Annotated in this window: 10 protein-coding genes; 7 read left to right on the forward strand and 3 right to left on the reverse strand. The window is 69.0% G+C overall.

Going from position 1 to position 14809, the window contains the following annotated elements; translation table 11 throughout:
* The first annotated feature begins 163 nt into the window (after positions 1-163).
* Positions 164-721 carry a peptide-methionine (S)-S-oxide reductase MsrA gene (gene msrA, locus AB1824_03400; GenBank protein MEW5764001.1) on the forward strand — a complete coding sequence of 186 codons (558 nt, stop codon included), beginning with the start codon at positions 164-166 and terminating at the stop codon, positions 719-721.
* A 69-nt stretch (positions 722-790) separates the two neighbouring features.
* On the opposite strand, the gene AB1824_03405 is transcribed toward msrA, so the two are convergent.
* Complete coding sequence (locus AB1824_03405) at positions 791-970, reverse strand: Trm112 family protein (GenBank protein MEW5764002.1); 180 nt, start codon at positions 968-970, stop codon at positions 791-793.
* Positions 971-1149: 179 nt separating this feature from the next.
* Here AB1824_03405 and AB1824_03410 point away from each other — a divergent pair, with 179 nt between their 5' ends.
* From AB1824_03410 to AB1824_03425, 4 genes are read left to right on the forward strand one after another with little or no spacing between them, the layout of a single operon-like run.
* Entirely contained in the window at positions 1150-1908 is a 759-nt protein-coding gene (locus tag AB1824_03410; protein MEW5764003.1) for a DUF4388 domain-containing protein, read from the forward strand.
* Between the two features lies 1 nt (position 1909).
* Entirely contained in the window at positions 1910-3556 is a 1647-nt protein-coding gene (locus AB1824_03415) for a ribonuclease J (GenBank protein MEW5764004.1), read from the forward strand.
* 39 nt (positions 3557-3595) lie between these two features.
* Positions 3596-4387, forward strand: a complete 792-nt coding sequence (locus AB1824_03420; GenBank protein ID MEW5764005.1) for an undecaprenyl-diphosphate phosphatase — start codon at positions 3596-3598, stop codon at positions 4385-4387.
* Between the two features lie 16 nt (positions 4388-4403).
* Complete coding sequence (locus AB1824_03425) at positions 4404-5684, forward strand: MFS transporter (GenBank protein ID MEW5764006.1); 1281 nt, start codon at positions 4404-4406, stop codon at positions 5682-5684.
* On the opposite strand, the gene AB1824_03430 is transcribed toward AB1824_03425, so the two are convergent.
* Positions 5662-8496 (reverse strand): diguanylate cyclase, encoded by a 2835-nt coding sequence (locus AB1824_03430; protein MEW5764007.1) that lies wholly within the window; start codon positions 8494-8496, stop codon positions 5662-5664. The two genes, AB1824_03425 and AB1824_03430, sit on opposite strands and share 23 nt — an antisense overlap.
* A gap of 129 nt (positions 8497-8625) precedes the next feature.
* Between AB1824_03430 and AB1824_03435 the strand changes: the two genes are divergently transcribed.
* Both AB1824_03435 and AB1824_03440 read left to right on the forward strand, forming a co-directional pair.
* A complete protein-coding gene (locus AB1824_03435; GenBank protein MEW5764008.1) occupies positions 8626-9309 on the forward strand; it encodes a transglutaminase-like domain-containing protein in 684 nt (227 codons plus the stop codon).
* 18 nt (positions 9310-9327) lie between these two features.
* Positions 9328-10101 (forward strand): TSUP family transporter, encoded by a 774-nt coding sequence (locus AB1824_03440; protein MEW5764009.1) that lies wholly within the window; start codon positions 9328-9330, stop codon positions 10099-10101.
* A gap of 153 nt (positions 10102-10254) precedes the next feature.
* On the opposite strand, the gene AB1824_03445 is transcribed toward AB1824_03440, so the two are convergent.
* Positions 10255-14787, reverse strand: coding sequence for a PKD domain-containing protein (locus AB1824_03445; GenBank protein ID MEW5764010.1), 4533 nt, complete (start codon positions 14785-14787; stop codon positions 10255-10257).
* Between the last annotated feature and the right edge of the window lie 22 nt (positions 14788-14809).

Here is a 14809-nt window from a genome sequence, read left to right on the forward strand (position 1 = left end):
CGTGCCTCTCCTGAGAATATACCCCGCCCTACCCAGCGTTATGCTGTCGGAGGACCGGATGCGCCCATCCAGAACTTTCATCGCAGCCGCCGTCTTCGCCACGATCGCCCTCCCCTTCTGCCGAGCGCAGGCTCGGGTTCCGGGGACGGCAAGGAGCGGACCCATGGATCGCGAAGTCGTCACCCTTGCGGGGGGGTGCTTCTGGTGCCTCGAGGCCGTCTTTCAGGACCTCAAGGGCGTCGTCTCGGTGGAGTCCGGATACTCGGGAGGCCACGTGGAAAACCCCTCGTACAAGGACGTTTGCTCGGGTACGACGGGCCATGCCGAGGCGGTCCAGATCACCTTCGACCCCGCCGTCGTGAGCCTGGACGACCTTCTGGAGGTCTTCTTCGCCCTGCACGACCCCACGACCCTCAACCGACAGGGGGCGGACACGGGCACCCAGTACCGGTCGGCGATCTTCTACCGGAACCCCGGGCAGAGAGCCGCCGCCGAAAAGGCGATCCGGAACCTGACGGAAGGGAAGGCCTACGCGGGCCCCATCGTGACCGAATTGGCGCCTTTCCGCGCCTTCTACCGCGCCGAGGCCTACCACCAGAACTACTACCGGCAGAACCCCTTCCAGCCCTACTGCCAGATGGTCATTTCTCCCAAACTGGCGAAGTTGCAGAAACTCTTCAAGGACAGGCTGGTCGAGACCGGTGAGGGCGGAGGGAAGTAGCGCGGGTGGGCACGGATCCAGGACGGAGACGGAAGGGAGGAGAGGTTCCGCGGCTTCCGCCCCGGCCCCTCACCCTTCTTCCAGCACTCCCGAATCAGGCAAGAGAATGGGGATCCCCTCCTCGATGGGATAGACCCTCCGGCACTCGGTGCAGACGAGCTGTTCCTTCCCGCCCTTTTCCCGGTACTCGAAGGGCGCCTTGCAGAGGGGACAGGCGAGGATCTCCAAAAAGTCCTTGTCCAACGGCATGGAAACGGCCTCCCATCCCAGTGTAGTGCAATCGCCTTGCCCCGTCGAGGGACGAGGCGGGCGCCGCCGCGTTCGTTCCCCTGTCCACCCGGAGCCTTCCGGCCTGCCTCCGGCGCTCTCCGGAGGCAGGTTGAACCCCCGCTTACTCCAAGATATACTAAGGGTTTGAAGGGAGACGCATGGCCGAGTTCATCTTCCAGGGGCCGCTGGCGGACAATCCCCTGCCCGAGGTCCTGCAGAAGATCCATTACTACAAGGTCCCCGGTGTCCTCAAGGTGAGCCGGGACGATGGCCACAAGCAGATCTTCATTTCCGGGGGGGAGATCATCTTCGCCACGTCGTCCTTCAGCCCGGACCGCCTGGGAGAGTTCCTGCTGGACAGGGCCCGGATCACCCAGGCCCAGTACGACCTCTCGGTGGAGCGCATGCGCGCGACGGGAAAGCGGCAGGGGACGGTGCTGGTCGAGGCCGGCATCCTGACCCCCCAGGACCTCTTCGAGGCCGTCAAGGAACAGGTCATGGCCATCGTCTGGTCCCTGTTCGACTGGGTCGAGGGCGAGGTCACCTTCAAGGTCGGCAAATTCAAGGACGACGAGGTCATCAAGTTGAGCCTCGACACGCGGGCGGCCATCCTCCGCGGGATCAAGGGCATCACGGACCCCAAGAGGGTGGTGAAGTGGCTTGGCCGGAAGGAGGACGTGTTCGAGACCAGCGACAACGCCCTTCTCCTGCTTCCCAGCCTCCCGCTCACGGCCGAGGACCGCCACGTCTTCCGGCTCGTGGACGGCCAGCGCACGCTCCTCGAGGTGATCCGGTCCGCCGCCGCGGATTCGGGCAAGACGGCCAAGATCCTCTACGCCCTCTACATTCTCGGGCTCATCCGCCGGAGGGAATCGGTGATCAAGGTCACCGTTTCCCCCACCCAGAGGCTCCCCTGACATGCTCAAGATCGCGTTTCTCGGGGGGCTCGGGGATTTCGGGAAGAACCTCACGGTCCTCGACCAGGACGGGGACCTGCTGGTGGTGGATTGCGGGAGCCAGTTTCCCGAGTCCGACTTCCCGGGAGTGGATCTCGTCATCCCCGACTTCTCGTACATCGCGGAAAGGGCCGAGCGTCTGCGCGGCATCGTTCTCACCCACGGACACGAGGACCACATCGGCGCCGTGGGCTTCCTGCTCCGGGCCTGTCCGGCTCCCCTCTTCGGAACGGCGATCACGCTGGGGCTCGCGGGGCGGAAGATGCGCGAACTCGGCGCCGAAGCGCCCCGGGTCACCCTCCTCGATCCGGGAAAGCCCCTTTCGGCGGGCCCCTTTCGATTCGAGGGAATTCCCGTCACCCATTCGGTTCCCGACGCCGTCTCCCTCCTGATCCACGCTCCGGACGCCACGCTCCTCCACACGGGCGACTTCAAGTTCGACCAGGCCCCCCTCGACGGCCGGCTCTCCCATTACCACCGATTCCAGGAGGCCGGCCGGGCCGGCGTCACGGCGATGCTCATCGACAGCACGAACGTGGAATTGGAAGGCATGGTGGGCTCCGAGACCCGCGTGCGCCAGGCCCTGGAGCGCTACGTGGCGGGCCAGACGGCCAAGCTCTTCGTGGCGCTGTTCTCGACGAACCTCATGCGCGTCCAGGTTCTGCTCGATCTCGCCGCCCGGTACGGCCGGAAGGTCGCCCTCTTCGGCCGGTCCCTCTCCGAGAACGTCCGGGTGGGCCAGGATGTGGGGTACCTCCGGGTTCCCGAGGGCGTCCTGGTATCCCCGGAGGACGTGCCGGACCTCCCCAGGGAGAGCGTCATCGTCCTGACCTCGGGTTCCCAGGCGGAGCCCTTCTCGGCGCTCAGCCGCATCGCCTTCGACGAGAACAAGAACCTCTTCGTGGAGGAGGGGGACCTCCTCATCCTCTCCGCGCGCATCATCCCGGGCAACGAGAAGCGGGTGGCCCGGGTCGTGAACCAGGTTTACCGAAACGGCGGCGAGGTGGTCACCTCCCGCGACGATCGGGTCCACGTCTCCGGCCACGCGGCCCAGGAGGAAATCCGGCTCATGACCTCGTGGGTCAGGCCGACCTACTACATCCCCGTCCACGGCGAGTTCCGCCAGCTCAAGGGGAACGCCAAGCTCGCGGAGGAGATGGGCTACGAACGCCACAGAATCCTGCTGGCGGGGACGGGGGACGCGCTGAAGTTCGAGAAGGGCGCCTTTGCGGGCCGGGAGGAGGTCCCGGCGGGGAGCGTGCTCATCGACGGGGACTCGGCGGACCCCGTGGACCGGCTCGTCGTCCGCGACCGCCGCCACATCTCCACGGGAGGCGTCGTGGTCCCCATCGTCGTGGTCAACCGGCAGACCTGCCGGATGGAAACGGACCCCGAGATCATCAGCCGCGGCTACTCCTTCCTCGACGGAGAGAACGGAGGGGCGGAGGAGATCCGGAGAGAGATCGCGGGCCTGTTCCGGGGGCTCTCCCAGGAGGAGATCCGGGATGACGCCGTTCTCAAGGCCAAGGTCAAGTCCGCCGTGAAGCGCGTGCTCAAGCGCAACGAAGCGGGCATCCCCCTCATCATCCCCGTGGTCATGGGGATCTAACGCGGGCTCCCGCTCCAGCCCGCCCCTCCCGGAGGGCGCTTGAGTCTCTTCTGGACGATCCTCCTCGCCATCGCCCAGGGCCTGGCCGAGTTCTTCCCCGTGTCCTCGTCCGCCCACCTCACCATCCTCGGAGCCCTCGCGGGCGTCCGCGAAGAAGACGCGCTGGTCTTCTTCCTGGTCCTGCACTTCGGGACCCTCGCGGCCACCCTCGTCTTCTTTCGCAAGGACCTGTGGGGTCTTCTTCTCGGGGCCCTCCGCGGCGATCCGAAGGCCTGGCGCTTCGCGGGCCTCGTGGCCGTCACGACGGCCTTCACGGGCGCCCTGGGCTTCGGGCTCAAGCCCGTGACGGAGCGTCTCCTCACGTCCCCGGGAATCGCCGGCTCGGTCCTTCTCTTCACGGCCCTCTACCTCTGGTGCACCCAGTACCTCCCGAAGGGCCAGAAGACCTTCGACACCATGCGGTGGCGGGACGCGGCCCTCGTGGGGCTGGCCCAGGGCCTGGCGGTGATCCCCGGCGTGTCCCGCTCCGGCGCGTCCATCAGCTCCGGCCTCGCCCTCGGCCTGGACCGGGAGTCGGCCTTCCGGTACTCGTTCCTGGCCTCCCTTCCGGCCATCGGGGGGGCCTTCGTGCTGGAGGCCCGGCAGGCGTTCTCCTCCTCCAATCCCCACCTCCTGGACGACCTCCTGGGAGCTTCGATTTCGTTCTCGGTGGGCTGTTTCGCCCTCTGGCTCTGGCGCCGCTCCGTCATCCGACACGGCCCCCACCGCTGGGCCTTCTGGTGCGTCATCGCGGGGCTCTCGGGCATCGCGGTGGCCACGTGGACCCGGTGAGGGAGGGCCCGCCTCCGTGGGCGCTTTGGCGGACTCCCTTTCGGCGACGCTGAGGGGCCTTCGCCACCGGAATTTCCGCCTCTTTTTTTTCGGCCAGCTGGTGTCCCTGGCCGGAAGCTGGATGCAGACCCTCGCCCAGGGGTGGCTCGTCTGGCGCCTGAGCGGATCGCCCTGGCTCCTCGGCCTCGTTGGATTCGCCCAGTTCAGCCCCGTTCTTTTGCTCGGACTCCTCGGCGGGTGGGCGGCGGACCGATTCGACCGCCGCCGGCTGGTGACGCTCACGCAGACGGCCTCCCTCGTTCAGTCCGTCGTCCTCGCCGCCCTGACCCTCTCGGGGGCCGTCCAGGTGTGGCACGTGATCGTCCTGGCCGCTTTCCTCGGGGCGGTGAACGCCTTCGACATGCCCGCGAGGCAGGCCTTCCTGGTCCGCATGGTGGGCCGGGAGGACCTCGGGAACGCCATCGCGCTCAACTCCTCCATCTTCAACGGCGCCCGGATCGTCGGCCCCGCCGTGGCGGGCCTCGTCACGGGCCTGTGGGGGGAGGGGGTCTGCTTCGCCCTCAACGCGCTTTCTTTCGGCGCGGTCCTCGCCGGCCTGGCGGCCATGCGCCTCGAACGGGAGCGGCGTCCCCCCGGCCCCGGGGCCTGGCGCCAGATCCGGGAGGGCCTGGCCTACGCGTGGAGGACGCCTCACACGCGAGCCCTCCTGGGGCTGGTGACCGCCACGAGCCTCCTGGGACTCCCCTATTCGGTCCTGTTGCCCGCCTTCGCGGGGGGCGTCCTCGGAACCGACGCCCGCGGCCTGGGCCTGTTGATGAGCTGCGCCGGAATCGGCTCTCTGGCCGGGGCGCTCTCCATGGCGAGCCGGACCTCGCTCAAAGGCCTCGGGCGCCACGCGGGCCTCATGGCCGGCCTCTTCGGGACCGCCCTCGCCCTCTTCGCCCTTTCGGAGGGCTTCGCCCTTTCCGCGGCGCTCCTGGCGGTCCTGGGCTTCTGCTTCATGAGCCAGATGGCCGCCGTGAACACGCTTCTCCAGAGCCTCGTGCCCGAGGCGCTCCGCGGCCGGCTCATGAGCCTGTACGTGGTGACCTTCGTGGGGATGGCCCCGGTGGGAAGCCTGGCCATGGGCCGGCTCTCGGCGTGGTTCGGCGTCCGGGAGGCGCTCTTTTCGGGAGGCGTTCTGACCTTCGGCGCGGCCCTCGTGTTCCTCGCGACCCTCCGGCGCGTTCGGCCTTCCGTCCTGTCCCTCCTGCGGGCCCGGTCGGAAGCCTCCGCTAGCGACGCTCCACCACTTTGAATCCTCCCCCGCCCGCCTTCTTCACTTCGTACAGGAGCCGGTCCGCCTCGGCGAGAAGGACGGCCTCCTCGGGCGGCATGCCCCCCGCCACGGCCACCCCGCCGCACGACGCGGTCACCGTCAAGGTGCGCCCGTGGGAAGTGAAGCTCTCGGACAGGGAGCTGACCCGCCTCGCAACGGATTCGACGGCGGAAAGGTCGGCCCCGGGAAGGACCAGCAGGAATTCGTCGCCGCCGAACCGCCCCATGTGGTCCCCCTCCCGAAGCGCGCCCTTGATCCGGTTCGCGAGGACTTGGAGGACCTGATCGCCCGCCGCGTGGCCCATGGTGTCGTTGATCTGCTTGAAGCGGTCCAGGTCCACGAGAAGGACTCCGAAGCGGCGGACGATCCCGCTCCGGACTTCCAGGTGCTCCCGCAGGGACTTGAGGATGGCCCGCCGGTTGAAGAGGCCCGTGAGGGACTCGTAGGTGGCCAGTTGCTCCAGATCCAGGTTGGCCCGGGCCAGCGCCCTCGTCCGGTCGGCGACCACCTTCTCCAGCTCTTCCGCGCGGCGCCTCAGGAGGCTGGTGCGCCACCGGTGCCCGGCCGCGAGCGTCCCCGCAAGCAGAATCAGGAGTCCCACCCGGAACCAGCCCGTCATCCAGAAGGAGGGAACCACCTCCACGGGCACCCTCACCACCTCGCCCCACACGCCCGATTCGTTCACCGCCTGAAGAAGGAGGTTCCTCTTTCCCGGGGGGAGGTTCGTGTAGCGCAGGTCTCCGGCCCTCCTCAAGGGAAGCCAATCCTCCTCGATTCCCTCCATGCGCGCCCGATAGGCGCACCGCTGGGGGCTCTTGAAGGAGAGAACCGCCACCCGGAAGGTCACCCCGCGCTCGGGCCACCGCATCCGGACCTCGTCCGGGAAGGGGATCAGTTTTCCGCCCGAGCGTTCCGCTCCTTCGACGACCAGACGGGGTGGAGCGGTGTTCGCCGGCTGGAGCCGCGCCTCGAAGCGGGACAGGCCCGAGACGGTCCCGATCCAGACCGCGCCGGAAGGCTCGGCGAAAAAGGCCCCCTGGTTGGCCTCCAGCCCCGCCAGCCCGTCCTCGGGAGTGAGCGCCTGGACCGGCAGGCCCTCCCGGAAGCAGAAAACGCCCCGCGCGGTGCCGACCCACACGGCCCCCCCGGCGTCCTCGCCGAGAAAGTAGACGTGATGGTTGGTGAATCCGGCCTCCCCGTTGAGGAGCCGCCACCGGCCGTCCGTTTCCCGCACGGCGAGACCGCCGTCGTTCCCGGCCCAGAGCCGTCCCCGCCGGTCCTCGAGCAGCGCGCTCACGAAGCCCTTCAGTGGAATCGGGCCCGGCAGGGAGGAGGCCGTCGCGCCGTCGCACACGGCGACCCCTCCCTCGAATCCCACCCAGACGCCGCCCGCCCTGCGCGGGGTAAGGGCCCGGCAGTTGGCCAGGGTCTCCCCTTCGGCGGTGCGGTTCCACCGTCGCCAGGTCCCGGCGGGCTCCTTCAGGCAGAGCCCTCCGCGGGCGTCGTCTCCCGTCAGCCACAGGCGGCCCGCCCCGTCCAGGCACATGTCCACGCCGGCCCCGTCGGCGAACTCGATCCCCTTCGGCTCCTCGAACCGGCCGCCCGGCCGGCTCCGAACGCGCCACCCCGAGTCGGTGAGGACCCAGGTCTCCCCGCCGGGAGTCTCGGTCACCTCCCAGACGTAGTTGTTCGGCAGACCCTGAGCCGTCGTGACCACCTCGAGGATCTCGAAATCGGGATGGCCGCGGAAGCGAACCCCGCCCTCCAGGGTTCCCGCCCAGATCTCCCCGGGCTTTCCCGCCGGGGAGATTCCCAGCACGCACGCGCTGGGAAAACCCGCGGCCTCCGAGAAATTCAGCGTGGCGAGGCTTCCGAGACGGCCGAGGCCGCCGATGTCCGTGCCCACCCAGAGGTTGCCCTCCCGGTCCTCGAAGGCGTCGCTGACCACGTCGGAGGGAAGGCCGTTCTCCTTCTTCCACCTCTGGAAATCCACGGCTCCGGGACGCCGGAAGAACAGCCCCCCGTTGTTGCACGAGGCGTACAGGGTGCCGGAGCCTCCCGAACTCACCCGCCACACGTCCATGGCGGCCGTGGCCTCCACGCTGGACCAGGCCCCCCCGCTCTTCCTCCAAAGGCCGCGCCCCTGCGTGCCCACCCAGAGCGCGTCCGCCGTCCGTCCCGCGCACCGGAGCAACTCGTGGGGGACGGGAGGGCCCTCCTCCTCCCGGGGACCTGCGCCCCCGAAAATCAACAGGCCCCGCGACGTGACAGCCAGCATCCCCTCCGGCAGGGCGAGGAGGTCGTAGATTCGAGCACCCAAAGTCCCCTGCCCTCCCGCCATTTCGAAGCGCCCGCCGCTCCAGACCGCCGCGCCGCGGTCGGTGCCCACCCACACGCGCCCCGCGGCGTCCTCCGCCAGGGCCCTGCAGCGAACATTCGCCACGGCGGGGTCCGGGACGGGGACGATCCGGCGGCCCTCCGTGCGGGCCAGGCCGTTCGTCGTGGCCACGAAGAGCGCTCCCCCCCGGGACGGGAGGATCTCGTGGATCCGGTTGCTGGGCAGGCCGTCCTCGATGTAGAAGGCCGTAAAGCCCCCGCCGTTGTACCGGGCCAGCCCGCCCCAGGTGCCCACCCACAGGTACCCCTCCGCGTCCTGCGCGACGCAGGAGACCTGGGACTGGGGCACCCCCTCCGTCGTCCCGAAGCGCTCGAAGGGGAGGACTTGAGCGGGGAGATGGTTCGTCCACGCGATGGCGAGCGCAAGAATCGAAACGGCGGTGAAACGGCGCATCGAGAGACCTCCCCATCCTTCGGAGCCCAGGCCCCATTAGACGGTCTCGGCCCGGGGGCCGTCAACCGGTTCTTGGTGGCGCTGGCCCGGGAATGCCGATTTCTGGCATCATGGCGAAGGGGGTTGACGATGGACGCGAACGGAATCGAAGGGTGTCTCAGGCCGACGCCCGGCGTGGATTGCGACGAACCGGAGATCAAAGCCCTGGCGGCGAGGGTCACGGACGGGGCCCGGGACGCCGGGGAGGCCGCCGTCCGCCTGTTCGCGTTCGTGAGGGACGGGATCCGATACATCCCCTTCGCCCCCTTCCTGGCCATCGAGGACTACCACGGGCGGGCGGCCCTCGAACGGGGCTACGGCTTCTGCACGCAAAAGTCCTCCCTGCTCGTGGGCCTCTGCCGCGCCGCCGGCATCCCGGCGCGATTCCGCTACGCGGACCTCGTCAACCACAACCTTCCCGGGCGGCTGGGCTGGGTGCTCGGATCGGACCGCATGATCTACCACACCTACGTCGAGATCTTCCTGGACGGCCGGTGGCTCAAGGCCACGCCCTCCTTCGAAAAGTCCCTCTGCGAGAAGATGGGCTGGCGCCTCGTGGAGTTCGACGGCACGAAGGACGCCGTCCTGCACGCCCTCGACCTGAGCGGAAGGCCCCACATCGAATACGTACAGGACCGTGGGGCCCTGCCGCACATTCCGCTTGCGGACATGCTCGCCACGTGGCTGCGAGAATACGGGCCGGCCACCCTCGACCGCTGGAGGGCCGCCACCGCGGGCCTGGCCGATGAGAATGCGCCGCCCGCCCGCCCCTGAAACGCGATGGCCGGGCCCATGGACCTGTCCCTCTGGCTGATCCCCGTCCTGTTCGCCACCGGCCTCTTCGCCGGCCTGGTGGACACCATCGCCGGGGGTGGCGGCCTCATCACCATCCCCGTTCTGTTGGGCATCGGCGTCCCTCCCGCCTACGCCCTGGGGACCAACAAGCTCCAGGCCTCCTTCGGCTCCGGCAGCGCCACCTTCCACTTCCTGAGGGCCGGCGCCGTCACCTGGAGGGAGTGCGCCCTCGGGGTCGTTCTCACCTTCGCCGGCTCCGCCCTGGGCACCCTCGCCGTCCAGCGCCTCGACCCGGATCTATTGAGGCGCCTCATCCCCTTCCTGCTGGCGGCCGTGGCCCTGTACGTCTTCGTCAACCCCGAATTCGGGCGAACGCCCACCCGGCCCCGCCTGGAGCGCCTGCCCTTCTACCTCCTCGCGGGCCTCGGTCTGGGTTTCTACGACGGGTTCTTCGGCCCCGGCACGGGGTCTTTCTGGGTCGTCGCGCTGATGCTCGGGCTGGGCCAGGACATGAAGAAGGCCACGGCCACCACGAAGGTGATGAACTTCACCAGCAACGCGGCCTCCCTGCTCTTCTTCGCCCTGGGAGGGCACGTCCTCGTCGCCCCCGCCGTCGCCATGGCGGCGGGCCAGGTCATCGGGGGCCGGCTCGGGGCCAAAATGGTCCTCACCCGAGGGGCGCGGCTGGTCCGCCCCGCTCTCCTCGTCATGGTCGTCGTCGTCCTCGCCAAGCTCGTTTACGACGCGTGGCTCAAGCCGGCCGTCGGGTAGGGCGAAGACCCGGAAATACGGCGAACGAATTCCCGATGAGAGGTCCGTTCACCTTTCTTCGCAATCTTTGCCAACACCGGCGGGAGAGTCATTGCCTCCACCGAGCGACGCGGCGGTCCCGAAGATTCCCTGCCGATTCAAACGCCTTCGTCCTCAAGGCCACTGCCAGACGAGAACCGTCTCTCCTCCGTCGGGGTTGAGGAACCGGAACCGGCGTGGAGTGTTTTTGGGAACGGCAGTCTTCAAGGTGGACCCCTTGAGGACCAGTGAGGTGTCGGACTTCCGTGTGAGGGTGGTCCACTCGGCTCCCTCGATGAAGACCCGGATGCCGGTCTGGAAGTTGGAGCCGGTCACCTTGATTTTGAAGGGGTTAGGGGTTTTCGCCAGGGAGGCGACCTGGGGAGGGACGACCCCGACGGCCACGCTCCCTTGGAAGGCCGCGCTCAAAGTCCCCGATGTGACCGTGAGCCTCCAGGCGTAGGAACCCGCGGCGGAGTAAGCGTGGGTCGGGTTCTGGCTCGCCCCGTGGGCCGTCCCGTCTCCGAAGTCCCAGTCGTAGGTGAAGGTCCCCGAGCAGCCCGAGAGAGTGGGGGTCGAGGTGAAGGCGGCCGTCTCGCCCACGACGGCCCTCCGGGGCCCGGCCGCCTCGAGGGAGAGTCCGCACTCGGCCACCGCCAGGGTGTGGTAGTAGCCCGCCTCGACGGTCGAGACGCCTTGCAGGGCCGTGACCCGATTTGGAGTGGAGCGGTCCGTGGCGCCGCCGTCCCCCAATTGACCGTAGTAGTTGTAGCCCCAGGTCCACAGGGTTCCGTCGGAGCGCAGGACCGCGCTGTGGTACAGTCCGGCCGCCACATCTGCCACGGAAGTGAGGGCGGGCACCTGCACCGGCGTGGCGCGCCAGGTGTACGTCCCGTCGCCCAGCTGGCCGTTGCCGTTGTACCCCCACGCCCAGACCGTTCCGTCGGATTTCCGAGCCAGAACGTGGGCCCCCCCACACGCCAGGGAGGTCACGCCGGTGATGGATGCGAGAACCGGGGAGTGGCGGTTGGTCTGCGTTCCGTCGCCCAGCTGCCCCGCCCAGTTGGCCCCCCAGGTCCACACCGTGCCGCCGGCCAGGAGCGCCGCGCTGAAGGACTCTCCGGCGGCCACTTGCACGGCCCCAGCGAGCCCGGGCACCTGCACCGGATTGAGCCGCGCGTTCACGGTCCCGTCCCCGAGCTGGCCGTAATCGTTGCCTCCCCAGGCCCACACGGTCCCGTCCTGCGCTATGGCCAGGCTGTGCGCTCCTCCCGCCGCGACGGCCACGGCGGCCAGGGGAAGGTTGGTCCGAACCGGACTCGAATGGCCATAATTGGTCCCGTCGCCGATCTGGCCCGCCCATCCCCCGCCCCAGGCCCAGACGGCTCCGTCCACGCCCAGCGCAAGGGTATGCGAAGCCCCCAAGGATACCGCCGCCACGGGTCCAAGGCCCGAGACGCTTGTGGGCGTGGAGCGGTGCCGGTGGGACCCGTCTCCCAATTGTCCATCGCCGTTGTATCCCGTGGTCTTCAATTCTCCCGCCGTCCGGATAAAAGCAGAATGGCCGGAGCCTCCATCGACGCGCCGCGCATCGGCCATCCCGGCGACGGCGGCGGGCAGGGGCGCGAGCAGGGCCCGGCCCGTACCCGATTGGCCGTAATCATCGGCCCCCGTGGCGTAGAGAGCACCATCCGCCCGGAGCGCGTGAACGTGATCGCCGCCGCCCGCTACCGCCGCGAAAGGCCCGGGAACGGTGTAGGCCTGGAATGTCCAGCGATCGGTGGTCGTGCCGTCTCCCAGTTCTCCGCTGTAGTTGTCCCCGCACACCCAGAGAGACCCGTCACTCTGAAGGGCGAAACTCGCATAATGGCTGGCGGCGGGCCTGGAAACGGAGGCCAGAGAAGGAACCTGCTGAGGAGTATTCTTGGACGCGGAGCTGCCGAGCCCGAGCTGGCCAGATCCACCGTAGCCCCAGGCCCAGAGGGTCCCATCGGTGCGGCTCGCCAGGCAATGGAAATACCCCGAGGCGATGGCCGCCACTCCCGATAGCCCCGCCACCTGGGCGGGAGTTCCCCGGTCCGTGTTGGTTCCGTCCCCTAGTTGGCCGTAAAAGTTGTACCCCCAGGTCCAGACCGTCCCGTCGGACCGGAGGGCCTGGACGGAATAGAAGCCGGGCGCCACGGCGACCATGCCCGAAAGTCCCGCCACCTGGGCCGGTGTGGAACGGCTGGTGGTCGTTCCGTCCCCAAGCTGGCCGTATGAGTTGTACCCCCAGGACCAGAGGGAGCCATCGGCGGTGACGGCGAAGCTGCTGTACCCCCCCGCGCCGACCGCCACCACTCCGGTGAGCCCCGAAACCTGCACCGGCGTCCTTCGGGCGGTCGTGGTGCCGTCCCCCAGCTGACCGCGCGAGTTCCGTCCCCAGGCCCAGAGGGTGCCGTCGCTTCTCAGCGCGAGAACATGGCTGTACCCGCAGGCCACCGCGCGAATGTGCCAGACGCCGGCCACCTCGGCGGGCGTGGAGCGGCTGAGGTTTGTGCCGTCGCCCAGCTGGCCGTTTCCGTTGTCCCCCCAGGTCCACACGGTGCCGTCGGGCTCCACGGCGACCGTGAAGTTGCCTCCCGAGGAGATCGTGGCGAATGCGGGGACGCCCGACAGGGCCGTCGGGGTCGCACGCTCAATAACGCTTCCCCGCCCCAGCTCGCCGTAATCGTCGATCCCCCACGCGAAGACCTGGCCCGCGGCCGAGCAGGCGCCCGCGCAAACCCGCACGGACCCTAATCGAACGGCCGTGCGTCCGGCCGCGGAAACTCGCAACACCCATCGGTACTCCCCTGTCTGAGCGTAGGTGTGCGAAGGATTTTGCACGGGGGTGCGGGCGGAGCCGTCTCCGAAGTCCCACTCGTAGGAGACCCCTCCGGAACACCCTCCCGAAAGTGTGGCGCTTCCCGCGAAGGAAACGGTGAGGGGCGCCGCTCCCGATTCGGCGGACGCCGTCGCCGTGACATCGAGGGAACAGACGGTGATGGTTCCCGTCTGCGTGCAGGTGGCGTTGTCCGCGTAGACCGTGAGGGTCCACGTGTACGTCCCGGCCTGGGCGTAGACGTGCGTGGGACTCGTCTCCCAGTTGGTCCCCGAACCGTCCCCGAAGTCCCACACGAAGTAAGGCTCGTACGTGCAACCCGTGGCGGTGGCCGCCCCCGCAAACGTGACCGGAAGGGGCGCGAAGCCCGTCGTGGTCGAGGGCGTGACCGAACAGGAAACCGCGCAGACCGTGACCTGGCCCGAGCGGGTGCAGGTCTGCGTCCCCAGGGTCACCGTGCAGGTCCACGTGAAGGTGCCGCCCGTCGTGTAGGTGTGGGTCGGGTTCAGCGCGTCGGAATGGGGGCTTCCGTCGCCGAAGTCCCAGTCGATGGAATGGGCGCCCGCACACCCTCCTGGGAAGGGGTTCTGGGTCGAGAAGAGAACCTGCAGCGGCGCGGAGCCCTCACTGACGTTCGCCACGGCGTCGCAGACCGGTCCGCAGACCGAGAGGCTCCCTCGCCGGGTGGTGGAGACCCCGGCCCCGCTCGCCGCCACGGACCACTCGTAGGAGCCGGGGGCGGAATAGGCGTGGGTCGGGTTCTGCAAGGAGGAGTGCGCCGACCCATCCCCAAAGTCCCACTCGTACAGGAGGGCCCCCGTGCAGCCGCCGGCCAGGGAAGCGTCCGCGGTGAATGCGGCGGCCTCGGCGGGTTGGACGTGAACCGGACCCGAGGCTTCGCAGATCACCCCGCAGGCGGCGGCCGCCAAGACGTGGTTCGCCCCCGCCCCTACGGCGACCACCCCTGACAGGGCCGGGATCTGGGCGGGCGTGTTTCTCCCTTCGTAACCCCCGTACCCGAGTTGCCCCGCGTTGGAGCCGCCCCAGGCCCAGAGGGTCCCGTCCGATTTCAATGCGTAGGAGCTGTACGTGCCCGCCGCCAGGGCCGTGATTCCGCCCAGGCCAGCAGTCTGAACGGGTGTCTTCCGCGCGGTGTAGGAGCCGTCCCCGAGCTGGCCCGAGGAGTTGGTCCCCCACCCCCGCACGGTCCCGTCGGAGCGGAGGGCGAGGCTGAAATAGCCGCCGCCTTCGATTCCCACCACGCTCGAGAGGCCGGTGACGGCCACGGGCGAATGGCGGTCCTCCGTGGTCCCGTCTCCCAACTGCCCATAGGCGTTGTATCCCCACGCCAGAACCGTCCCGTCCGTCAGGCGGCACAGGCTGTGGAAGTTGCCGGCGGCGACGGAAACGGCACCCGTCACGCCGGGGACTTGCACGGGAGCGGACCGGTGGGTCGTGGTGCCGTCCCCCAGCTGGCCGAAGCCGTTGTGGCCCCAGGCCCACACGGTTCCATCCTGCCGAACGGCGAGGGAGTGGGAGGTCCCCGCCGCAATGGAGATGAAGACCCCGGAGGCCATTACGGCGACAGGCTGGCTCCGGTTATCCGTCGTTCCGTCGCCCACCTGGCCGTAGTAGTTGGATCCCCAGGCCCGAAGGGTTCCGTCGGAAAGCAGGGCGAGGGCGTGGCTGGAGCCGGCGGCCACCGACGCCGCGGAGGTCAGGCCGGAGACTTGCACCGGCGTGCCGTGGTTCTCCCAGGCGCCGTTCCCCAGGGAGCCGCTCCCTCCGTATCCGCAGGTCCACACCGTCCCCCCGTTCCGAAGGAAA

This window comes from Acidobacteriota bacterium (genome assembly GCA_040752915.1).
Taxonomy (GTDB): domain Bacteria; phylum Acidobacteriota; class UBA4820; order UBA4820; family DSQY01; genus JBFLVU01.